Annotated in this window: 22 protein-coding genes and 1 pseudogene; 9 read left to right on the forward strand and 14 right to left on the reverse strand. The window is 69.5% G+C overall.

Going from position 1 to position 20,855, the window contains the following annotated elements; all coding sequences use genetic code 11:
- Window positions 1–125 precede the first annotated feature (125 nt).
- Window positions 126–1,151, forward strand: a complete 1,026-nt coding sequence (locus ACFYWL_RS08715) for a hypothetical protein (RefSeq protein WP_386969291.1) — start codon at window positions 126–128, stop codon at window positions 1,149–1,151.
- Window positions 1,152–1,223: 72 nt separating this feature from the next.
- Here the strand turns inward: ACFYWL_RS08715 and ACFYWL_RS08720 are convergent, their stop codons facing one another.
- Together ACFYWL_RS08720 and ACFYWL_RS08725 are read right to left on the reverse strand one after the other, a co-directional pair.
- Complete coding sequence (locus ACFYWL_RS08720; protein ID WP_386969294.1) at window positions 1,224–1,703, reverse strand: hypothetical protein; 480 nt, start codon at window positions 1,701–1,703, stop codon at window positions 1,224–1,226.
- Between the two features lie 277 nt (window positions 1,704–1,980).
- On the reverse strand, window positions 1,981–2,238 hold the full coding sequence (locus ACFYWL_RS08725) for a DUF6289 family protein (protein WP_386969296.1): 258 nt from the start codon (window positions 2,236–2,238) through the stop codon (window positions 1,981–1,983).
- Between the two features lie 94 nt (window positions 2,239–2,332).
- Between ACFYWL_RS08725 and ACFYWL_RS08730 the strand changes: the two genes are divergently transcribed.
- On the forward strand, window positions 2,333–2,860 hold the full coding sequence (locus ACFYWL_RS08730) for a hypothetical protein (protein WP_386969300.1): 528 nt from the start codon (window positions 2,333–2,335) through the stop codon (window positions 2,858–2,860).
- 152 nt (window positions 2,861–3,012) lie between these two features.
- Here ACFYWL_RS08730 and ACFYWL_RS08735 read toward each other — a convergent pair whose 3' ends face one another.
- Together ACFYWL_RS08735 and ACFYWL_RS08740 are read right to left on the reverse strand one after the other, a co-directional pair.
- On the reverse strand, window positions 3,013–4,644 hold the full coding sequence (locus tag ACFYWL_RS08735; RefSeq protein ID WP_386969303.1) for a serine/threonine protein kinase: 1,632 nt from the start codon (window positions 4,642–4,644) through the stop codon (window positions 3,013–3,015).
- Window positions 4,645–4,930: 286 nt separating this feature from the next.
- Entirely contained in the window at window positions 4,931–5,323 is a 393-nt protein-coding gene (locus ACFYWL_RS08740; protein WP_386969306.1) for a multiprotein-bridging factor 1 family protein, read from the reverse strand.
- A gap of 168 nt (window positions 5,324–5,491) precedes the next feature.
- Here ACFYWL_RS08740 and ACFYWL_RS08745 point away from each other — a divergent pair, with 168 nt between their 5' ends.
- From ACFYWL_RS08745 to ACFYWL_RS08755, 3 genes are all read left to right on the forward strand, one after another.
- Complete coding sequence (locus ACFYWL_RS08745) at window positions 5,492–5,767, forward strand: helix-turn-helix domain-containing protein (protein ID WP_386969308.1); 276 nt, start codon at window positions 5,492–5,494, stop codon at window positions 5,765–5,767.
- A gap of 928 nt (window positions 5,768–6,695) precedes the next feature.
- Entirely contained in the window at window positions 6,696–7,166 is a 471-nt protein-coding gene (locus ACFYWL_RS08750; protein ID WP_386969310.1) for a hypothetical protein, read from the forward strand.
- Window positions 7,167–7,364: 198 nt separating this feature from the next.
- Entirely contained in the window at window positions 7,365–7,892 is a 528-nt protein-coding gene (locus ACFYWL_RS08755; RefSeq protein ID WP_386969311.1) for a DUF6244 family protein, read from the forward strand.
- Window positions 7,893–8,110: 218 nt separating this feature from the next.
- Here ACFYWL_RS08755 and ACFYWL_RS08760 read toward each other — a convergent pair whose 3' ends face one another.
- Entirely contained in the window at window positions 8,111–8,602 is a 492-nt protein-coding gene (locus ACFYWL_RS08760; RefSeq protein WP_386969314.1) for a hypothetical protein, read from the reverse strand.
- A gap of 869 nt (window positions 8,603–9,471) precedes the next feature.
- Window positions 9,472–9,909, reverse strand: a complete 438-nt coding sequence (locus ACFYWL_RS08765) for an ATP-binding protein (protein ID WP_386969317.1) — start codon at window positions 9,907–9,909, stop codon at window positions 9,472–9,474.
- A 541-nt stretch (window positions 9,910–10,450) separates the two neighbouring features.
- Here ACFYWL_RS08765 and ACFYWL_RS08770 point away from each other — a divergent pair.
- The gene (locus tag ACFYWL_RS08770; RefSeq protein ID WP_386969319.1) at window positions 10,451–11,671 is read left to right on the forward strand and encodes a PP2C family protein-serine/threonine phosphatase; all 1,221 of its coding nucleotides are present in this window, start codon (window positions 10,451–10,453) and stop codon (window positions 11,669–11,671) included.
- A gap of 121 nt (window positions 11,672–11,792) precedes the next feature.
- On the opposite strand, the gene ACFYWL_RS08775 is transcribed toward ACFYWL_RS08770, so the two are convergent.
- Window positions 11,793–11,951 (reverse strand): hypothetical protein, encoded by a 159-nt coding sequence (locus tag ACFYWL_RS08775; protein WP_386969807.1) that lies wholly within the window; start codon window positions 11,949–11,951, stop codon window positions 11,793–11,795.
- A 183-nt stretch (window positions 11,952–12,134) separates the two neighbouring features.
- On the opposite strand from ACFYWL_RS08775, the gene ACFYWL_RS08780 reads away from it, so the two are divergent.
- Window positions 12,135–12,512, forward strand: coding sequence for a nuclear transport factor 2 family protein (locus ACFYWL_RS08780; protein WP_386969322.1), 378 nt, complete (start codon window positions 12,135–12,137; stop codon window positions 12,510–12,512).
- A 71-nt stretch (window positions 12,513–12,583) separates the two neighbouring features.
- On the opposite strand, the pseudogene ACFYWL_RS08785 reads toward ACFYWL_RS08780, so the two are convergent.
- The 7 genes and pseudogenes from ACFYWL_RS08785 to ACFYWL_RS08815 form a co-directional block, all read right to left on the reverse strand.
- Window positions 12,584–12,703, reverse strand: a pseudogene (locus tag ACFYWL_RS08785) (integrase); the annotation flags it as partial.
- 400 nt (window positions 12,704–13,103) lie between these two features.
- A complete protein-coding gene (locus ACFYWL_RS08790; RefSeq protein ID WP_386969325.1) occupies window positions 13,104–14,006 on the reverse strand; it encodes a low temperature requirement protein A in 903 nt (300 codons plus the stop codon).
- A 17-nt stretch (window positions 14,007–14,023) separates the two neighbouring features.
- A complete protein-coding gene (locus ACFYWL_RS08795; protein WP_386969327.1) occupies window positions 14,024–14,671 on the reverse strand; it encodes a hypothetical protein in 648 nt (215 codons plus the stop codon).
- Between the two features lie 376 nt (window positions 14,672–15,047).
- On the reverse strand, window positions 15,048–16,253 hold the full coding sequence (locus ACFYWL_RS08800) for an ABC transporter permease (protein ID WP_386969330.1): 1,206 nt from the start codon (window positions 16,251–16,253) through the stop codon (window positions 15,048–15,050).
- Complete coding sequence (locus ACFYWL_RS08805) at window positions 16,250–16,945, reverse strand: ABC transporter ATP-binding protein (protein ID WP_386969331.1); 696 nt, start codon at window positions 16,943–16,945, stop codon at window positions 16,250–16,252. Before ACFYWL_RS08805 ends, ACFYWL_RS08800 begins: the two co-directional genes overlap by 4 nt.
- Window positions 16,942–17,991 (reverse strand): peptidoglycan-binding protein, encoded by a 1,050-nt coding sequence (locus tag ACFYWL_RS08810; protein ID WP_386969334.1) that lies wholly within the window; start codon window positions 17,989–17,991, stop codon window positions 16,942–16,944. Before ACFYWL_RS08810 ends, ACFYWL_RS08805 begins: the two co-directional genes overlap by 4 nt.
- 29 nt (window positions 17,992–18,020) lie before the next feature.
- Complete coding sequence (locus ACFYWL_RS08815; RefSeq protein WP_386969336.1) at window positions 18,021–18,527, reverse strand: hypothetical protein; 507 nt, start codon at window positions 18,525–18,527, stop codon at window positions 18,021–18,023.
- Window positions 18,528–18,701: 174 nt separating this feature from the next.
- Between ACFYWL_RS08815 and ACFYWL_RS08820 the strand changes: the two genes are divergently transcribed.
- Together ACFYWL_RS08820 and ACFYWL_RS08825 are read left to right on the forward strand one after the other, a co-directional pair.
- Entirely contained in the window at window positions 18,702–19,370 is a 669-nt protein-coding gene (locus ACFYWL_RS08820) for a response regulator transcription factor (RefSeq protein WP_386969339.1), read from the forward strand.
- Entirely contained in the window at window positions 19,364–20,509 is a 1,146-nt protein-coding gene (locus ACFYWL_RS08825; protein ID WP_386969342.1) for a sensor histidine kinase, read from the forward strand. Before ACFYWL_RS08820 ends, ACFYWL_RS08825 begins: the two co-directional genes overlap by 7 nt.
- Window positions 20,510–20,855 lie beyond the last annotated feature (346 nt).

Genomic DNA, 20,855 nt, shown 5'->3' on the forward strand with positions numbered 1-20,855 from the left:
CCCGACCCTGGTCGGAGCCCGGGTGTGGCCGCGCCGACCGGCCCAGCCCGGGACATCGGCCGTCCCGGCGGCACCCGGCCGGGTCTGCTTCGGTGGAGGAAGACCGTCCGACCCCGGGAGGCCCCGTGCCCAGTGATCCGAGCGCCGATCGACAGTCGAGCGGGCCCGTGCCGCCCGACGACGGCTGGCGGATCCGACGGACCGAAGCCGACCTGGACCGGCTCGGCGAGACCGAGTCGGTCTTCGCGCTGGGCAACGGCTGGGTCGGCTGGCGCGGCAACCTCGACGAGGGCGTCCCGTGCGGCATGCCGGGCAGCTACCTCAACGGCTTCCACGAGCAGCGCGAGCTGACGTACCCCGAGGACGGCTACGCCTTCCCGCAGCGCTCCGACACGGTGGTGAGCGCGCAGAACGCCGCGCTGATCCGGCTCTGGGTCGGGCCCGGCGGCGGCCCGCGTGAGCCGCTGGACGTGCGCACCGGCACGCTGCGCCAGCACGAGCGGGTGCTCGACCTGCGGGCCGGCGTCGTGCACCGGCGCACCGACTGGACCTCGCCCGGCGGGCACCGGGTCCGGATCACCAGCACCCGGCTGGTCTCCCTGCCCCGCCGGCCGATCGCCGCCGTCCGCTACGCCGTCGAGGCCGTGGACGCCCCGGTCGACGTCCGCGTCTGCTCCGACCTGCTGGCCAACGAGCGGGTGCCGGAGAACTCCGACGACCCCCGGGCCGCCTCGGTGATCCACGACCCGCTGACCGCCGAGGCCGGTCGCGCCGGTGGCCTCGACGGGGTGCTGGTGCACCGCACCGCGCGCAGCGCGCAGCGGGTCGCCGTCGCCGTGGCCCACGACCTCGCCGCCCCCGACGGGTTCACCACCGACACCGACTGCACCCCCGACCGGTTTTGGCTGGCCGTCGGCGGCCGGCTGTGCCCCGGCGAGCGGCTGGAGCTGACCAAGTTCGCCGCGTACGAGTGCGCCACCGTCGACGGAACTCCCACCGACGAGCTGGCCGACCTGGTCGCCGACGAGGCGGACGCCGCCCGCGCCGAGGGCTTCGCCGGGCTGCTCGCCGCCCAGCGGGCCGCCCTCGACGCCGCGTGGGCGACCGCCGACGGAGCCGCCGTCCCCACCCGGCCGCCGCCCCGCCCCTAGGTAAGGAAGGGCCCCTTGTTAACGCATACGGTAGAGAAGGGTCCCCTCCTCACACCGCCGGGGCGAGCTCGCTCACGCCGGGCCGGGGACGGCCTGCTGCACCCCGCCGGACATCCGCTCGACGACGTCCTCCAGCGCCTCGAAGGCGTACGCCCAGTTGTGGCACTTGAAGCTGCGCAGCCCGTCGATCGGGGTCCGGCAGTCGACGCAGTACACCCCGGGGATGGCGTCCGGGACCTCGGTGTTGACGTACCGGCGCTCGCCGAGGATCACCCGGGCGATCATCGTGGGCTCGTGCACCCCGTGCAGGGCCGACGAGACGATGTCCAGCCAGGTCATCCGCCGGCCGCACTTCGGGCAGTCCGGCTCGTCGCCGCTGACCCACAGCGGTGCGCCGATGCTGCGCGCCGGCATGCCGAGCAGCTTCTCGATCCGGCGTACGTCGTGCTCGGGGGTGACCCAGCGGTGTCGGCCGGGCAGCGAGGCCGGTGAGTCGTACACGGCGCGGAACAGGACCGGATCGACCTCGACGGTCTCCCGCTGGCGGGTCATGGCGACCTCCTCGACCTCGCGGCGTCGGCCTGGCCGACACCCGCAGCCCACCGTCGTCCGGGTGGTCGACGGACACAACCGGATCAACGACACGGCGGGTCTGCGGGCAGCCACGCGAGGTGCCAGACATTCGGGGCGCGGCTCACCGCGGGCTGCCGCGCGGCGGGCGCGGACTTTCCGTGGAGGGCGGGGTGGGCGTCCGCCGCTGAGCCGCCGGAGCCGAGCCGGCGGTCTGTTCTCGGGTGGGGCCGACGACGAGCCGGCCCCACCCGAGCCCCTACAGGTCTCTGGGGCAGGTGACGTGGTTGATGGTCGAGTAGGCGGTGCGGACGCCCCACTGGAAGTCGTCGAGACAGTTGCCGTAGATGACCATGCCGACCTCCACCGTCCTGCTGGCGTCGGAGTAGTAGATGATGGTGATGCTCTCGTTGTCCTTCGGGTACGGGAGGGCGTGGGCCGGGCTGGCCACCACCGCCGTGGTGCCGGCGACCGTCAGCAGGGTGGCCACCACGGCGTTCCGCACGAGCTTCTTCACTGGGGCGCCTCTCGATCGAGTGGGCTGGATGCGTTGATGATAGTCGCGCGTCGATCAATGGCGTAGGTGCGGCGGCGGTGGCTATCGTGCGGGCATGCCGATGACCGCGCGCCTGGTCGAGGACCTGTCCGACCGGCTCGCCGCCCTCACCTTCGTCGACCTCACCACCGAGCGGGTCACCGAACTGCTCGTCGACACGATCGCCGAGTGGGGCGCGGCGCAGGGATGGCGGGTGTACCGGCGGGCGGCCAGCGTCATGCCGCTGCCCCCGCCGATGTCCGGGCAACACTCGGTCGTGGACGTCGCCTGCGCCCGGCCGGCCGCGCCGCCGGTGGTGATCGAGGTCGACCACACCGACCGACGCCGTACGGTCGAGAAGCTGCTCGCCGAAGCCGCCGCCGGGCGGGTGCCGATCTGGGTGCGCTGGGGCTCCCGTGGCTTCGCCCCACCGCCGGAGCCGGTCCGGATGGTCACCCTCAGCGTCACCGCACGGCGCGCGGAGGCGGGCGTACGCCTGCACTCCCGCCAGCCGGCGAGGCAGCTCCCGCCGCCGGAACACCACGCCGAGCGGGTCACCGCCGGCCCGCCGGATCCCCTTTTCGACCCCGCGGGCACGAGCTGAGGCGACGGCAGCCGGCGGGCCGGCTTCGACGGCGGGGACCTGGTGTCGTTCGACGTCCGGGCAACGAGACGGGCCGGCCACGCGCCGCCGGCTGAGGCAGGCAAAGCCGCTGCGCCCCGGTCAGGCCGCTCCTCGGTTGGGCCGCGCCCCGGTCAGGCCGCGCCTCGGTCGACGAGGCTGAACGTCGTGCCGACCGGGGCGTCGCCGAGAACCTCCACGTAGATCTTCTTCTGGCTCGGGCTCCACTGCACCACCCCGTACTTCTCGCTGATGATGGAGTAGGAGATGCGCCCCTTGTCGTCCTTGCCCTCCCGCGAGATCCCGAACAGGGTGGCGTCGGTCGGCTGGCAGTCGGCGCCCACCAGCGACGCGTACCCCTCAGAATCGATCTTGACCCCGAGACACGGCCGGTGCGCGATGTCCGGGTTCAGCGATTTGATCATGTAGTCGACGCCGACCGGTTCGAGCACGAAGAGGGCGTCCCGGCCGGTGCCGTCGCCGACGTGGACCTTGCCGTCGTACGGCAGCGAGAGGTCACGGTCGATCTCCACGACGTGCAGCAGGACGCGCCGCTGGCCGGCCAGCATGGCCCGGGTGCGGTCGACCGTGGCGGGCGACGGCGACCCGCTCGGCGTACCCGATGCGGGTGCCGGCGTGGTGGAGGCCGGCCCGGTCGTCGCCGGCCCGCCGACCTCGGTCGAGCCGGTGGGGTCCGGGTCGGCGCGGCCAAACAGCTTCGGACCGAACAGGAAGGCGGGCACCAGCACCGCGACCACCGCGGCGGTCGCGCCCAGCCCGGTGAGCCAACGACGCCGTTTCGAGCCGGTGCGGCTGGCCGTGCCCGTTTCCGACGGCATCGGCCGCTGGCCCTGCTCGACGGCGGCAGCCGGCGGAATGCCCGACGCCGACCCCGCGCCCGGGGCCCGCGCGGGCGTCACGCTCCGCGGGGCGGCTCCGAGCCCGTGGTCCGCTGCGGTCAGCAACTCGTCGAGCAGCTCCCGGGCGGTGGGCCGGGCTGCGGGATCCTTCTCCAGCGCCCGGGAGACCAACTCCCGCAGCGGCCCGCCCAGGCCCGTCAGGTCCGGAGGCTGGGTGAGGATCCGCATGGCGATGGCGGTGGCGGAGTCACCCCCGAACGGGTTGCGGCCGGTCGCGGCGTGGGCGACCAGGGCGCCCCAGGCGAAGATGTCCGCCGCCGGCCCGGCCGGCTGGCCGGACGAGGTGTCCAACCGCTCCGGAGCCATGTACGAGACCGTTCCGACCATCTGGTTGGTCCGGGTGTGCTGGCTGGTCGCCTCGAACGCGCGGGCGATGCCGAAGTCGATGACCCGGATCCCGCCCGGCGCGACCAGCACGTTCGCCGGCTTCAGGTCGCGGTGGATCACCCCGGCCCCGTGGATCGCGGTGAGCGCGGTGGCCACCCCGACCGCGATGCCGTGCAGTTGCGCCGCGCCCAGCGGCCCGTGTTCCTGGAGCAACTGGGCCAGGCTGGGACCCTCGACGTACTCCACCACCAGGTACGGCGGGTCGTGGTCCGGGTCGGCGTCCAGGACCTCGGCCGTGCAGAACGGCGGGACCTGGCGGGCCCGGTTCACCTCACTGCGGAACCGGGCCCGGAACTCGTCGTCGTGCGAAAGCTCCGGGCGGACGACCTTGACCGCCACCCGCCGCCCCTGCGGCGACCGGGCGAGGAAGACGCTGCCCATGCCGCCGTCGCCGAGCCGGCCGAGCAGCTCGTACCCACCGAGTCGGGCCGGGTCGCCGGGACGCAGCCCGTCGTTCACGCCGGAGGCCCGCAGGCCGCGACCACTGCGCGAACCATGTTGCCAACCACCCGTTCTCCTCAGGCCGCTCGGACGCCGCCCGAAGCCTATCTTTCGCCCCAGGCAGCCCCGTCGATGCCGTCAGCTCGTGGACGATCCGCAGCGCTGCGGCGATGGGAAGACCGGCGGCCGGCGCGGCGTCCGCCAGCCGGCATCGGCTGCCCGGTGCGCCCGGCGACGGCGCAACCCTGGGCGTACGGCTGGCCACGGGCGACCTGGCCGGGGCGTCTGCGCCCTCGACCCGCGCTCAGGCCCGGCGGCTGCGGTTGGCCTGCTGGAAGATGTCGAGCAACTCCAGCAGCGTCCTGCGCTGCTGGTCGGTGAAGGCCGGGTCGCGCAGGATCGCCTCGCGGGCGCTCACCCGGGGTTCGCCCTCCCCGCCGCCGTAGGTGGCCGGCGGGACCGGCGTGCGACCGGCGAGTCGATGCGCCTCGGTGAGGTCGATGTCGAGGGCCTCCGCGAGGGCGTTGACGACGCGGGCGGTGGGTGGCCGCTTGCCGGCCTGGAGGCGGTCGACCGTCGTGCGGGCGACGCCGGTTCGGGCGCGCAGCTCCTCGTCCGTCCAACCGCGTGTGCCCTGCTCTGTGCGTACGCGCCACCAGAAGTCGTACGCCACACCCCTCTCGGGCCCCTGAGTCACGTGCATGTTGTAGCACGAGTGCATGATCCGGACATAGCCCCACTCAGGCGGGCCCAGTTCAGCGCTTCTCCGCGCCACCGTTTTCGTATCGCTTTGCAGCGGGAGTGTTCGTCGGGTAGCATCGTGTAACGCACGGATGCGCTGTGATTCGATGCAAGGTGGTCTCCGATGGCCGAGCTGGACACGGACCGCTTCCTGACCGTTCAAGAGGTCGCGGACGTCCTTCGGGTCTCCCGGTGGAGCGTTGGGCGCTACATCGGGGCCGGCGCGCTGGAAGCGATCAAGGGCGATGGGCCGAATGGCAGCATCCGCATCCCGCTCCGAAGTCTTCACGCCTACATCGAGGCCCACACCATCACGAGCGCGGAAGGGGGGCGCAGTGAGTCACCCCATGCTGGTGGAAGCGCCGATCCTGCGCGCTGTCCGGATGCGCATCGCGGCTGACCGCCGTCCTGACCCACGACACACTGCCGCCCCCGACCGCTATGGCCGGAGGCGGCAGTGCGCCATATCCAATCGGTGGACGGCTATCTTCTTCCCGTACGGATGTTTTCGCACTTCAGTGCGTACTTGCGAGACTGCCGCGTCGTTATTGCACCGTCCTCGTTGGATGCTGAGAATGGTGCGGGGCCGGCACGCGCCGGCCCCGCACCAGGAGCGGCTACCTCTGATCGTTGAGCTTTGCGAGTGCGGCGATCAGGCGTAGCAGGTGGGCGGTGGCCCTGGCTGCGTCAGCAGGGCCACCGTTTCCCCGGGCTTCCAGCACTACTGCTGCAAGCTCGAATGCGGTGGCCAACGCCTCCACTGCCCGGACCGTGCCGTCCCGGGGCGCTGGCTGCCTCCCGGGACGAGCGGGGCTTGTTTCGTTGGGGCCGTCAGGCACCCTTTCTTCTTCGGACACCGGTGACCCGGAGAAGGTCTACGCACTCCCCTCGCGTTCGACTCAACGCTCAGCGGGGGCGGGAGTGACGGACGTTGTGGCGGAAACGCGGGCAAGGGCGCAGCAGCGACCAGCCACCGTGACTATTGCCTCACCGTATTGCCACACGCCTTGTACGTTGACATTCAGGCCGGTTTCTGCGTTCGCTCCCTACAAACCATCTCATATTCCTCGTAGCGGACACGCTGAAGGAAATGCAGCGCCGCGCCTCTGGCTGGCTGCAATTTGCAACATGCAAACTCGTGTGACATTGCCCACGGTCGAAGGGGTGCGCAGTGGCGGCGACCTGGCATCATGCGCCCGCCGGGCGGCCGGCATCGGCCGTCCACCCCCGATCCTCGACTGCCTGCCGCAACAGGCTTCCCACCCCGCGCCTCTCCCGCGATCGATGAGAGCGCGCTGGACCTACTGGCCCGGCACTAGGCTGCAGGAGTGACGAGTGCTCCCCGGGAGGCGGAACGGCGCCTCGGTCCGATCAGCGCGCTGCTGTGCCGGCTGGTATTCCTCGCCATCTGCCTGCCCGGGCCGGTCCTGCTCGTCGCCGCCGTGACGCTGGATCCACCACGGTCGCCCACGGACTTCTGGGGCCTGCTCGCCGGCGGCGCGTTGATCACACCCATCGGTGTCGGCTTTGGTGTCTTCGGGTGGCGACTGGTCTCCCGCTCGCGGCACGACGCGCGCCGGCTGTCCGCCTTCGGTGTCCCCGCGACGGCGCAGATCCTCGCAGTGTCGAACAACCTGGGCGGAGAGGACCCCGGGCTGAAGCTCCGCCTACGGATCAGTGGGCCCGGGTTCGTCACCTTCGAAGCGGACACGGTCCGGGGCGACGATCCGGCCCTCGTGCCCGGCGCGTCGCTGGCCGCCGTTGTGGACCCTGCGGATCGCCTCTTCTCGATCACCTAGCCGTTGCGAGTGGCCCCGTGGCAAGTCGGGTACGCCGTGCCGCTGCGCCCGGCTGGTCACACCCAGGAACGTGTTCTGCTGTGGTCGACGGCGTTGGTGACCAGGGCGCTGGCAGCGGGGGTTCTGGTGGCCGCGGGTAGGCCCCGGTAGTTTCGGGGGACATTTGTCGTCTCTGTCTTCGATCGGAAAGTCGGCCCTGTGTCGCACATCGAGAAGATCACCGGTGAGTTGCGTGCGTTGTCGGCGGGCGTCGAGCGCGCGCAGGGTCTGGTGGCCGCTGCCCGTGACCAGGCGCAGGAAGTGGCGCTGCGGGCCGCGGGTGCCGGCTTCGTCGCGGTGGCAGCGGGAATGACCCGGGTCGGCAGTGCCATCACGGAGATCCAGGGCGGCCTGGGCAGCCTTGCCGCCTCGATTGGGGAGGCGACGAAGGCGACTGCGGCCGTGCCGCGCGAATCCACCTCTCAGGAGACGATCGCCGGGCTGGCCCCCGTTCAGGCCGCGGTGGACAGTGCCCGCGACGCCACGACCGGCGTCATCGCCCGGATCGGTGAGGCACAGCAGCTCGTCGCGATGATCCTGCAAGGTGGCCAGCCCGGTCCGCTGCTCCAGGCCCTGGACGGCATCAAGCAGGTCCTGGTCCTGGTGGTGCAGCGCGCCGGCATCGCCCGGCAGCATGTCGAGGCGGCGATCGCCGAGGCGCGGCAGCTCGGCTCCTCGGGAAACTGACCGGGGCTGGCGGTCCCGCTTCGACCAGCCCGGCCCCGTCCGCCGCCAGCGTCCCGGCTGGTTCGGCTGCCGGCTTCGACGGTGGCGCTTCCGCTGGGCGTGGCCCCACCCCGTGGACCAGGCAACCCACCGGTGTCCCCGGTGGATCACCGACCGGACCGCGTACGGGGATCCCGCCGCTGCAGGCCGGGACCGGGCTGCAGCGGGCTGGCGGGCTTCTAGCCTGCTGTGTGCTCGGTCTGTGAACGGATCTGCCTGAACATCTGGGCTGGGTCGTCAGCCTGGGTGAGGCCACCGAGATGGATCATGCCGAGGGCCTGCGAGGACGCCCAGGCGCAGACCGCAACGCGGAGATCCTTACTCTGGCCGCTGCCACAGCGGGCCATCCCGCCGAGCGGGCCTGAGGGGACGGACTTCACATCGCCGACCGCCGTCAGTCCGGCGAACACTGCGTCCAGCACCGCATCCGGAGCGGTGACGGTGCCGGACACTCCGCTGAGGAGGATGAACCGGTCGTCGTCCCGGTGCACCCCGAGTTCCGGCGAGTACTGCTCCTTCGCCGTCACGTAGGCGGTGCCCACCGCGCTGGTCGGTTCTCCTTTGACGAAACCCTTGAAGTAGCCCATGTTCTTCTCGGCCAGCCCGATCAGTCGTCGGTCGACCGATTCGTTCCAGGCCCCGAGCAGTTTCTCCGGCTTGTCGAGACGCATCGCAGCAACGCTGGGGCCAGGCGACGACTGGGCGGAGGCCCGCGACTCGGCGGTTCCTGCGGAGCGCGAGCATCCGGCCATGACCAGCAGCACCGCTAGAACGAGCGTGCAAACTCTCGTAGCCTGGCCGATGCCGTCCGGCGGCGGGTTCTCCGTCATGAGCGCCACTTCCCTTGCGATGGTGGGCGCAGACTATCCCGAGCCCGTCCCCACGGCGGCCCGCAGCCACGTTGCCCGAAGGGCGGACCGTACCGCCAAACCCGGGCCCTGCCTTAAGTACCTGCGGCCGATCAGCCAGGCGGAGGCTGCGTCGGGCGGCGAGGCAGTCGTAGATCCCCTGGGCGGGTGCTCGCGAGCCGTCGTGGGCGATCGTCACGTAGGACTGGAAGGCGTCTACGGCTTCCAGCACGGCTGGCCACCCTCGGCCAGGGTTGCCCGCGGGTGGACCCGACCCGGAGGAGGCATTCGGGTAATCTGTGGCTCAGCGGGCCGTTAGCTCAATGGCAGAGCTGAGGACTTTTAATCCCAAGCGTGTATCTTTTCTCTCCCCGCTACTGAGCGTACAGCTCTTCGTCCCGATTCTCGCCTTCGAATCCAGGAGGGTACTGCAAAGTATCAGCAGGTCAGGGCAGTCATTACCCATTACGTTCGCCAAGTTCGTCGTTAATGGCAGTGGAAATCCAGATTCTGGGCGTGGAATCCGTCCAGGGTCGCTGGCATCCGATCACCCACGGAACACCCACCGCCGCACAGCCACCCGCTTGAGTGCTGTACGCGCCAGTTATGTCGGGTGGTTCGCCTCACCGGCTGGCATCCCGAGCTGGCTCTCGGAGAAGTGCTTTCCCGAGCCGTCGCCAGGGTGGAGGCGGCTATCGGACAGCGTCGCGGGTGCGTGCCGCGATGCGGATGATGGTGCCTGCGGGTCCGCTGTCGACGAGGAGGTAGTCGGCCATTTGCCCGACGATCCATAGGCCCAATCCTCCAGCGTGCGACAGGGGCGGTCGTTCGGCGCGCGGAAAGTAGTGAGCAGTGTTGAAGCCCCGCCCCTGGTCGGCAACTTCGCAGATGAGGGGGCCGCCGAGGAGTAGGCGTACGCTGCCGTTGCCACCCCCGTGCCGAATCACGTTGATCATCAATTCGTTGACTGCAACGACCCAGTTCTCAAGCTCGTCGTGGTCGAGGCCGCACCGGCGACTGACCGCCTCAACCTCGTGACGGACGCGGGTCAGAGCTGTGAGGGTGAACGACGTCGAGAACAGGGGCTTCCCGACGGTGGGGGCATCCTGGCCCAACGGTGGGTTCGCCACTACTCCCCTCCGGTCGGACGCGAAGGCCGGTGACCTTACCGGTGGTGCGACGAACGATGGTTCTTGGAAGAGGGTCACCGGCCGCCAAATGCATCGATGTGACATGAAAAGGTACCCCACGCCAGCGGCGCGACACTGTTGATCTCGCTCCTGGCGTGCCATCGGCGGTGTGCCTGCGTCTAGTGCGTTGTCCATGAACGTTCACCGGGTCGGGAACACGCCGGGCGGCGTCAACCGCCGTCGCGGCGACCAGCCGAGCGATCGACGTGACAGGTGTCCCGGACGCCGACGCCATGACGATCATCGCCCGTCGGACCCGGACCGAGTCGTGCTTGCCTCGTCGCACGAGTTGTTGGAGCCTGCGGCCCTCGTCCTGCGTCAACCACCGCGCCCGTACCGGCTCGGCGAATCCACCCACCTCACTCTCAACGGCCTACATCACCGCCGCCGAGAGTGAGCCTCACCACCTCATCCGAACGCACGTCGCCCGGCGTGTCATCGACCCGGTGAACGTTCATGGACGACGCACTAGGCTTCCTGGGTGGCCGACGTCGAGCTAATGACGAACGAGGAGCGGCTGCGTCGCATCGAGGCGATCACCGACGCCGCCCTGTCGGTGCTGAACATCGCCGAGTTGCTCGACGAACTCCTGGAACGGGTCCGTGACCTGCTCAAGGTCGATACCGCCACCATCCTGCTGCTGGAAGAACACACCGACGAGCTTGTCGCGACAGCGGCCAAGGGCCTGGAGGAGGAGGTACGTCGCGGTTTCCGCGTCCGGGTCGGACGCGGTTTCGCCGGGCGGGTGGCGGCGACGCGCGCGCCGGTCACGATCTACGACGTCAAGCCCGACGACGTGGTCAACCCCATCCTGCTCGCCGCGGGCATTCGTGCCCTGCTGGGCGTGCCCATGCTGGTCAACGGCAACCTCGTCGGCGTACTCCACGTCGGCTCCCTGGCCCTGCGGCGGTTCGGTCCCGACGACGTGCAGCTGTTGCAGCTCGTCGCCGATCGTGCCGGCCTCGCGGGTCAGGCCCGGGCGCAGGTCCTCGACCGGCAGGCAGCGCTGGCCCTGCAACGCAGCCTGCTACCGGGCCGGCTACCCGACATCCCCGGCCTGGACCTGGCCGCCCGGTACATTCCCGGCCACGACCTGGGCATCGGCGGCGACTGGTACGACGTGTTCACGTTGCCCTCGGGCTGGCTGGGCGCCGTCATCGGCGACGTCTCCGGCCACGGGCTGCCATCCGCCGTCGTCATGGGCCGTATCCGCAGCGCGCTACGCGCCTACGCCCTCGGCTCCGACGATCCCGCCCAAGCGCTGACCTCCCTCGACCGCAAGATCCACCACTTCGAAGCGGGCACCCTCACCACCGCCGTCTACGCCCTCATCGCCCCCGACCGCGCCACCGTGCACCTCTCCTGCGCCGGACATCTGCCACCGCTGCTGGCCGCCCCCGGCCAACCCACCCAACTCGTCAAACTTGCGGTGGACCGGCCACTCGGTGTGGGCCGACCGGTGGCCAATCGCCGCACCACCGTCCTGGACCTACCGCCGGGTGCGGCGCTCGTCTTCTACACCGACGGACTGGTCGAACGCCGCAACGAACTGATCGACACCGGGATCGAACGGCTCGCCGACTCCGTACAGTCCGGGCCAGCCGAGACGTTGTGCGACCACATCATGGTCACCACGGCGGAGGCACACCCCAACGACGACATCGCCCTGCTGGTCATCCGCCATCGACCACCAGCGGATTAGAACGTGGTCCCGCGGCTGATCCCCAACCCCACCCGTGCCGCCCGCCGAGCGGTCAGCACCGGCTCCATCAACATCCACCGCTCATCCGACAAGGTTGACCGATACCCACACCGCTTCGCACTCACGACATGATCAACGAGCCGCCGCGCTGGTCCGCCACCAGGGCACCGGCCAGCACCTCGACGCCTGGATCGACCGTGCCCGCCGCGCCGGCTACCCCGAACTGCGCGGCTTCGCCGCCGGCCTGGCCAGTGACCGCGACGCTCGTCGCCGGCCTCACCCAGCCCTGGAGCTCAGGCCCAGTCGAGGGCCACGTCAACCGCATCAAGACGATCAAACGACAGATGTACGGCCGCGCGGTGGAAGGAGCTTATCTCTCTAGTGCTGTGACCGGGATGGTTCATCGTGATCAGAAGGCGGCTCGTGGGACGAGCGCACGCGAAACGGCTGGTATTACTAGGGCATGCAGGAAGAGACCGCACGCTCCGCGATCGACACGTTCATCTCCGCGTTCAGCGCCTCGGACGACAGCTCTGTGACTGCCCTGCTCTCCCAGGCCCTGACCTCAGACGTGGTCTTCTGGGGACCGTTGGGTCGCAGCGAAGGAATCGCGGCGGTCGAGCGGTTCGTGCTGGACATCCGGCGCCACCCGGCGGGAACCGGCACGATGGTGCGCTGCTCAGCGGTGGACATGCCTGACGAATGGGCCCGGTACCAGTGGCACTTCACCACGCCTGATGGAGGCCCCCGCCTGGCGGGAACGGACGTCGTCCATCTGCGACGGAACCTCATCGATCAGGTCATCGTGTTCGCGGGGGAGATCAAGCCGCTCGTCTCCTGAGTCATCCTTCCATCGCTGTCCTTCTCCTGAACTTGCCCCTTCGGCGTTCGGGAGCTGCGGTTCGCGGTTGGTCAGGCTGCGGTGTTGAGGGGGCCTCCGCCCCAGCGGATGCCCTTTTCGCTGCGGATGCGGGCGCGTTCCTTGCGTTGGGCGGCGAGTACGTCGGGGTGGCGGGCGTTGGTGTTGCGCCACGTTTCTCTATGAGCAGGAACGGCGGCAAGTACGCCTACACCACCACTCACCAGCGCTGGCGGGGACCGTCACGAACGGACCATGGTCGCCGCGCTCGCCGTCACCCTCTAATACGCCTTCGCCGTCCTGCTCATCCCCCTGATAACCGACCTGCATGCCAGCACCACGACGGTCCCGGAGCATTCACCGCCAGCGTCCTGACCGGCACCGTGCTGGCCGTGCCGGTCGGCCGGTGGCTTGACCGCCACGGCGGCCGTGCCCTGATGGCCACCGGCTCCGCAGCCGGCGTCGTCCTGCTACTGCTGTTCAGCCGCATCGACACGGTGTGGCAGCTCCGCGCGGTGCTGGTACTCAAGGCGGTGGGAAGTGCCGGTACAGGACGGGCGGACGCCGAGTCGTTCAGTGCGCCGGGGACGGGGCCTCGGGCGGTCGGCCGGCGGCCCGGCGCGCGTCGGCGACGGCAACGGCCAGCAGGACGATCGCGGCCACGGTGGTGGCGACCAGCGGCGTGGTGAAGGCGAGGGGCACGGCTGCGGCGGCCAGCGCGGCGATGGCGACGATCCGGCGTAGTGACAGCCGGTCGAACACCACCCGTTCCAGTCGGATGCGGCCGTAAAGGAACAGCGCGGGTCCCCCGAGGAGCACCGACAGCCAGACGGGATCGGGGCGCCCGGAGGGGTGTCGGAGCGTGATCTCGTAGCCGACGGCGACGGTGACGATGCCGATCACCATCACGACGTGAGCGATGCCGGTGGCCCAGCCGGCGGCGAGCCGGTCCCGGGCGGCGGCGACGGCTTCGGCGAGGACCTGCCCGGAGCGGTAGAAGTAGATGCGCCACATCAGCACCGTCGACAGGTACGCCACCACCAGCGCCGCCGACGTGGCCGGGGTGATCGGCTGGTCGGTGAAGGTGATCCCGGCGGCCAGGACGGTCTCGCCGAGGGCGATCAGCAGGAACTGCTGGTATCGCTCGGGCAGATGGTGGCGGCTGTCCACGGCCCACGCGCTGACCGGCGGCCGGCCCATCCGTGGTACCGGCCAGCGGAGCTGCGCGGCGACGATGTCCACGACCACCGCGACACCCCACAGGGCGGCGCGGGCCGTGTCGCTGACAAGGGCCCCGCCGATCCAGATCGGCGCCGTGGCGAGGCGCCACAGCACGGACCGGACGTAGAGGCCGCGGAGCGGGTGTTCGCGTAGCGTAGGCAGAAGGATCAGTGGGCGTACGCAGTGCAGGAGCAGGTACGGCAGCACGAACGCCCAGCCCCTCCCGATGAACGCGTGCGGTAGTGAGGAGGCCATGAGATCTTTGGTTGTTCTCACAAACCATCGATGATCAACGCGGTGGCCGTCTCCATGTCCACGCCACGTCCAGCGCCGAAGCTAAATGGCGTCGGAGTACTAAGCGATGCTCTCTTTGTATGCTGTGGCATGGTTCTTTCGGAAATAGGAGTGCCCGGCACTGTGGCCACCCACCAGCGGACGTTGGCAGATCGATCTGTGGCGAGGACTTCAAGGTCCTCCCTTGCGAGTTCGACTGATTGAACCAGGGCTATCCTTACCGACGCGGATTTGTTTCGCGCCAAGCGTCGTCGCTGTTCTGTGCTGGTGAGGGGATTCAGAGCGGCTCCGGCTCGGACCTTCGCATCAGCATCTTGAATGAGCGCGGCAAGGATATGGGGTGCCGTGGTGTTAGCGGCCATGCCAGCGCGTACAGCCGCCGACGGGTCGGAGAGCAGTTCGTTCCTGATGTCTTCTTCCACCGAGTTAGATTCGGCCAACAGTCGCCGCATGTCCTCGTCCGGTGACCTGCAGATCGCCTGGCGTGCTTGGTAGTCGGCGTTGGGATTTTCGAGGACGGCAAACCGGACGTCAAGAACTGCGTCGATCGCTAGGTTCGCGAGAATTGCCGGTGGACAGCTTGGGTTCTTTGCCACTGCCAACCGGACCTTGTTGTTGGGGTCCACGGCGAGCAGGCTAAAGACGGCGTCCGGAACGTCGTGTCGTTGGGTGATCGCGCGTCTGACTGCCGAAGAGGAATCGTGAGTCAGGAGTTCGGCATCACCCGCTCCTGCCTCGGGCCCGCCAGCGATCCTGACTCGTTCCCGAACCCCCTTTTTTGCGTGTGGACGAGGCAATTCCATCCGGTGGGGCAGCTTCCCCCTGGTCCGATCAATTGAATTGTGTCCCACGTATGGCCTCTTCATTCAACGGTGCTGCGGCGCCGGGGAATCCCGGCGCCGCAGCCATTGCTAATGAAACTGACTACCTCCAGCTGTTGTACTGTCCAGGCGGGCAGTCGTTGGCTGCCGCGGCGTCCAGCTGGCTTTGTGCGCGGCTGGGTCAGGTGGCGGCCAGTGCCTCCGTGGGTGGTAGGCGTGATGCCCGGGTGGCCGGGTAGAGGCCGGCGATTGCCCCGATGGCGATCGAGGCGGCGACGCCGCCGGCGATCGCGGTCAGCGGGAGGACGAGCGGCCAGCCTTGGTACATGGCGTAGGCGAAGACCACCGCGAGGCCGAGCGCAGCTCCGGCCAGGCCGCCCAGTGCGGACAGTGCCACGGCCTCGGTGAGGAACTGCAGGCGGATCTGCCGTCGCCGGGCGCCGAGGGCCCGGCGCAGGCCAACCTCCTGCCGGCGTTCCAGCACCGAGATGATCATCGTGTTGGCGACGCCGACCCCTCCGACGAGCAGGGACACCGCGCCGAGGCCGATCAGCAGGCTGCCGAAGGTGTTCTTGGCTGCCAGTTGCGCGGTGAGTGCGTCGGAGGGGCGGCTCACCTTGACCGCCATCGGGTCCTTGGGGTTGACCGTGCGGGGCAGCACGGCTCGTACCGCGTCCACGGCTTCGTCGACCGACCGAGTGTAGATGCGGGTTGGGTGTCCGTCGAAACTGAGGCGTCCCGTGGCGACGTCCCAGCCGACCAGCGCCGACGTGTCGAGTTCTGGTGCGAGATCGACCGGCTGCAGAATGCCGATCACGGTGAACCACTGACCGGCGATGAACACCTGCTGTCCCGCGCCGTCGACGCCGAGCAGCCGGGCGCTTGTCGAGCCGAGGACCACGGCTGGGTACTTCGCGGTGGCCGAGTTCAGCCATACCCCGCCGGCCAGCTCGGCGCCGAGGGTGCGCAGAAGGTCTTCCCGGGCTGCCACGACCCCGATGCCCTGGGTTTCGCGGGGGTCGATTTTGTCGGTGCGGCGGACCGTGGCATCGGCGACGTTGCCGGTGGCGCTGGCCGACAGGACGGGGCCGATCCGTTTGACCATGTCGATCGACTCCTCCGGCAGTCGGGCCTTGCCTTCGAGGAAGCTCTGGCCCGGCGTGACGGTCAGCAGATTGGTGCCCAGGCTGGCGATCTTGCTCAGGAGCAGGGCCTGGCTGGCCGCCCCGATGCCCACGACGGCGACCAACACGGCAATCCCGATCGCGATGCCGAGTGCGGACAGCACCGCGCGCAGCGGCCGGCCCCGCAGGCCGAGTAGCCCGACGCTGACGACGTCGGCCGCACTGAGCCGGGTCGTGCGGGGCAGCGGCGGGATGGTCGTCATGTCGCACTCTCCGCCGCGCTGTCCCCGCGGATCGCGCCGTCGAGGATTTCGACCTGGCGGTCGAACGACCGGGAGATGCCCTGGTCGTGGGTGATGACCGTGATCGTGGTGCCCTCGGCGTGCAGCTCGTGCAGCAACGCGATGACTGTCTCGCCGGAGCGGGAGTCCAGCGCGCCGGTGGGCTCGTCGGCCAGCACGATGGCAGGGCGAGCGACCAGTGCGCGGGCGATCGCCACCCGCTGCCGTTCGCCACCGGACAATTCGTGCGGGCGGTGGCTCAGCCGATGGCCGAGGCCGACCCGGTCCAGCGCCTCGGCGGCTCGGCGCAGCCGTGTCCGGCGCGGGATGCCGTGGTAGAACAGGCCGTTGGCGACGTTCTGGACCGCCGTCAGATGCGCAGTGAGGTGGAACTGCTGGAACACGAAGCCGATCCAGGCCGCCCGTACCGCCGAGAGTTGCCGGTCGTCGAGGGTGGCCACGTCGTGACCGAGGATGCGCACGGTGCCGTGGGTGGGGCGGTCGAGGGTCCCCATCAGTTGCAGCATGGTGGACTTGCCCGATCCCGAGGGCCCGACGATGGCGGTCAGCTCGTCCGGCCAGATCCGCAGCGAGGCGTCGCGGAGGGCCTGGACGCCACCCGGATAGGACTTGGTGACCCGGTCGAGCTCGATGACCGGCCGTGTGGTCGTCATGTCGCCGGAACCGTCACCTTCATGCCCTCGACCACGCCGGTGCCGGTGATCTCGACCCGGCTGTTGGCGAAGGCACCGAGCTCGACGGTGACGATGCTCTTGCTGCCGTCGTCGGAGACCTTCTGTACGCCGAAGCCGCCCTCGGCCAGCGCCAACAGTGCGTTGACCGGCACAGTCAGCACTCCTTTGTGCTCTTCACCTCGGAAATTCACCGTGACCGGCGCCCCGTCAAGGGTCCCGGTGACAGCCGGATCGTCCAGCGCGATCGTCACCAGGATGGTCGGGGTACCGCCCGCACTGTTCTGGCCGTTGCCCTTGCCGTCCGCCGCGACGATGGCGCCGACCGCGGTGATCTTGCCGGTGCCGGTCGTGCCGTCGGGGAGCCCTACGGTGACCGCCTTTTCCTTGACCGCCAGCCCCGACTTGGTGACCGGCAGGTCGACCGTTACCTGCTTGACGGTGCCCGTCGCGGTGAGGATCTCACCAGAGGCTGGCGCGCCGGTCTTGGCCTTGACCTCGGCCACCCGGATCGGGCCAGGCAGCACTACGACGTCGCCGAGCGCGACCGTGCCGGTCTGCTCCAGACCGTGGTCCTTCTGCCACTTTCTGATCACGGCTGCAGTGGCGGCGGTGAACTTGTTGTCGACGGTCAGGTTCTTGCCGTAGCCGAGGCTCCGCAGGTTCTCCTCCAGGATCTGCACGTCCGGGTCGTCGGTGACGCCAAGGCTCAGCTCGCGCCAGAACGGGGTCTTGCCGTACAGCAACAGGACCGGCCGGTTGTCCCCGTCGTACACGCGCTGCCCCCGGGTGATGGTGTCGCCGGGCTGCGGAAGCCACGTCACCATCGTGTTGCGGCCGGCGATGACGGACGCCGTGCCGGCGTAACCGAGCTGGCCGTCGACCTGCTGGGTCTCCACGAGGTCGGTCTTCGTCACCGGTACCGTCGACTCGGGTCTGTCCACCGGCGCCGGAGGGTCACCTTGGCGGCCACCAAGGAACAGGGTAGCCCCCACGCCGACAGCGACGACCGTCACGACCAGTGCCACCGAGATCCTCCGGCCGATTCGTCGCTGCGTCACTTGCTACCGTCCCTGCTCACTTTCATGCACTTGTTGAGTACCTCACGCATCTGCGGGGTGATCGTCGGTGCATTGACCGCCTGCTGGTTCGGATCGGGGTCGGGCCAGTCGATGCCGTTGTCCCGCATGCACCTGGCGAACTTCCGCTGTTGCTCCTGTTGCTCGGGGTCGTTGGGATCGATCCCGGTCGACCCTCCGTCGGCGCCCTCGTATTGCGTGCACTTCTCCCGCGCCTGCTGGATCGCGGGGCTGTCCATTGGCAGCGTGATCGCGCCGTCGGGCCCCGGGTCCTTCACGTCGACGCCATTGTCCCGCAGGCACTTCGTCCATTTCGCCAGGTCGGGACTCACCGAGGCGGTGGCCGACGCGCCCGCGGCCGCCCCATTGCCGCCGCCGCTAGCAACCCCGTTACCAACGTCGCCGGAGTCGCCGCATCCCGCCAGCGCGCAACTCGCGGCCAGCAACAAGCCGAGCCCGGCCTGGAACAGTCTCGCCCTACGCATGTTTCGCTCCTGTGCTTCGTGACCCGGCAGGTAGACGCCGGCCGTAGGGAACGTTCTACGCAGGCCGGCGTTTCGCCGGCGTTTCGCCGGAAACCGCCGACGTGCGTTATGCCGGTGAAACACCGTCAGCGCTACGGTTCGACTGGATGTCCCCACGCGTCCGCGGAGGTGATCATGCGTGTACTCGTGGTAGAGGATGAGGAGACCTTGGCCGGATACATCGCCGAGGGACTACGAGGGCAGGCCATGGCCGTCGACGTCGCCCACGACGGGACCACCGCGCTCGACAAACTCCTTACTGACAGCTACGACGTCGTTGTGCTCGACCGGGACCTGCCGGGCACGCACGGCGACGAAGTTTGCCGGCAGGTCATCGACCAGGGCGGGCGCACTCGGGTGCTGATGCTCACCGCGCTGGCAGAGGTCGACGACCGTGTTGCCGGGCTCCGCCTCGGCGCTGACGACTACCTCGGTAAACCGTTCGACTTCGACGAGCTGGTCGCGCGGCTCGATGCGCTCGGCCGGCGGTCCCGGCCGGCGGTGCCGCCCGTGCTCCGTCACGACGACATCACGCTCGACTCGGCACACAGGCGCGTCTTGCGGGACGGACGGCCCATCTTCCTGTCGAACAAGGAGTTCGGCGTGCTGGCCATGCTCATGGCCGCGAACGGCGCGATCGTCAGCGCCGAGGAGCTGCTACGGACCGTATGGGACGAGAACGCTGACCCGTTCACCAACGCCGTGCGGGTGACGATGCACCGGCTGCGGGCGAAGCTCGGCGAACCACCCGTCATCGACACCCTGCCCGGAGTCGGTTACCGGATGACCGGCCCGGCATGCTGAGCCGCCTCACGCTGCGATGGCGGCTCACCGTCCTGCAGACCGCTGTCTTCCTGGGCGCGGGCGTGGTGGTCGTCACGATGGCGTACTTGCAGAATCGCAACGTGATCGCGGTCGCGATCAAGGCGAACGACGTGCCCGGCGACACGGTGTGGGCGGCCGGACCGGCGCAGAGGACCGCCTCCACGAGAAACCTGGATGCGATCGCCGTCAGGAGGGACGAGGCGCTGAGCACGCTGCTGACCCAGTGGATCGTGGCATTGGTCGTGATGACTGCCATTGCCGGGCTGTTGGCCTGGTGGGTCACCGGGCGGGTACTCCACCGGGTCCACCTGATGACCGCACAGACACGGCGCATCTCGACGGCGAACCTGCACGAGCGAATCGCCGTACAGGGGCCGGCCGACGAGATCAAAGAGCTCTCCGACACCTTCGACGACCTGCTCAACCGACTCGAAGAAGCGTTCAGCGCCCAGGCCCGGTTCATCGCCAACGCCTCCCACGAGCTGCGAACCCCGCTCACCGTGGCCCGCACAACGCTGCAGGTCGGCCTGGCCACCAAGGACCCGGCGCGGATCAACCGCGTCCGCGAGGAGCTACTGCGCAACAACGACCGGTGCATCGCGCTCATTAACGGCCTGCTCACCCTGGCGCGCGGCGAGCATGGCCGGCGCCGGCGGGAGGCCGTCGAACTCGACGAGATCGTCCGCCAGGCAGCGGCAGAGTCGGCGGCCACCGCCGCGCCGGGTGGTCCCCGGCTGCGGATCGACGTGCCCTCCCGCTGCACTGTGTCCGGCGATCCGTTGCTGCTGGCTCAACTGGTACACAACCTTGTGGACAATGCGCTGCGCTACAACCGGCCCGGCGGGCAGGCTTTCGTCGAACTCGACACGGATGGACGCCTGACCGTCAGCAACACCGGCCCGGTGATCGCCGCCGACGAGGCGGACCGCCTGTTCGAGCCGTTCTACCGGCGCGCCGAGCGGACCGGGCGCACCGACGGAGCCGGGCTGGGACTGTCCATCGTGCGCGCCATCGCCGATGCCTGCGACGGCCATGCCACCGCCCGGCCACGCGATGGCGGTGGACTGGTCGTCGAGGTGCTGATTCCAGCTCACTCACGGGCGCCGGCAGCCAGGTGAGGACAACGCCGAGCACAGTGGCGTGAATCAGCACCGCCGCCACGGAGCCTCGGGAAGAGGCGATCAGCAGGAACCGACAGCTCGAAAAGGCCCTCTACCACGGCCCGGACGCGCTGCACCTGGCCTCCCTGTTCGGCATCGGCGAGCGCACCGCCATGTGCTCCACCGACGCTCGCGGCAGACATCCCATGTTCCTGTTTGTCAAAGATTGGGTTGGAGGCTGGTCCAGGCGGTGGCTTCGTCGTAGGAGGTGCCGGTTATGAGGCAGCCTGCGACCGGGGCAGGGGCCCGACTTCCGTGCCGGTCCGAGGGGTTCCATGCCAGCTCCCCGACGTCCGAGCACCCG

The sequence above is a fragment of the Micromonospora sp. NPDC002575 genome (assembly GCF_042889525.1).
GTDB classification, from domain to species: Bacteria; Actinomycetota; Actinomycetes; order Mycobacteriales; family Micromonosporaceae; genus Micromonospora; species Micromonospora carbonacea.

Bases quoted from the DNA above. Each gene is read 5' to 3' on its own strand.
- ACFYWL_RS08745 (WP_386969308.1), top strand. From the start codon at position 5,492: ATGGCCGAGCTGGACACGGACCGCTTCCTGACCGTTCAAGAGGTCGCG.
- ACFYWL_RS08780 (WP_386969322.1), top strand. From the start codon at position 12,135: ATGCAGGAAGAGACCGCACGCTCCGCGATCGACACGTTCATCTCCGCG.
- ACFYWL_RS08805 (WP_386969331.1), bottom strand. From the start codon at position 16,945: ATGACGACCACACGGCCGGTCATCGAGCTCGACCGGGTCACCAAGTCC.
- ACFYWL_RS08790 (WP_386969325.1), bottom strand. From the start codon at position 14,006: ATGGCCTCCTCACTACCGCACGCGTTCATCGGGAGGGGCTGGGCGTTC.
- ACFYWL_RS08820 (WP_386969339.1), top strand. From the start codon at position 18,702: ATGCGTGTACTCGTGGTAGAGGATGAGGAGACCTTGGCCGGATACATC.
- ACFYWL_RS08825 (WP_386969342.1), top strand. From the start codon at position 19,364: ATGCTGAGCCGCCTCACGCTGCGATGGCGGCTCACCGTCCTGCAGACC.
- ACFYWL_RS08760 (WP_386969314.1), bottom strand. From the start codon at position 8,602: ATGCGTCTCGACAAGCCGGAGAAACTGCTCGGGGCCTGGAACGAATCG.
- ACFYWL_RS08730 (WP_386969300.1), top strand. From the start codon at position 2,333: ATGCCGATGACCGCGCGCCTGGTCGAGGACCTGTCCGACCGGCTCGCC.
- ACFYWL_RS08800 (WP_386969330.1), bottom strand. From the start codon at position 16,253: ATGACGACCATCCCGCCGCTGCCCCGCACGACCCGGCTCAGTGCGGCC.
- ACFYWL_RS08720 (WP_386969294.1), bottom strand. From the start codon at position 1,703: ATGACCCGCCAGCGGGAGACCGTCGAGGTCGATCCGGTCCTGTTCCGC.
- ACFYWL_RS08815 (WP_386969336.1), bottom strand. From the start codon at position 18,527: ATGCGTAGGGCGAGACTGTTCCAGGCCGGGCTCGGCTTGTTGCTGGCC.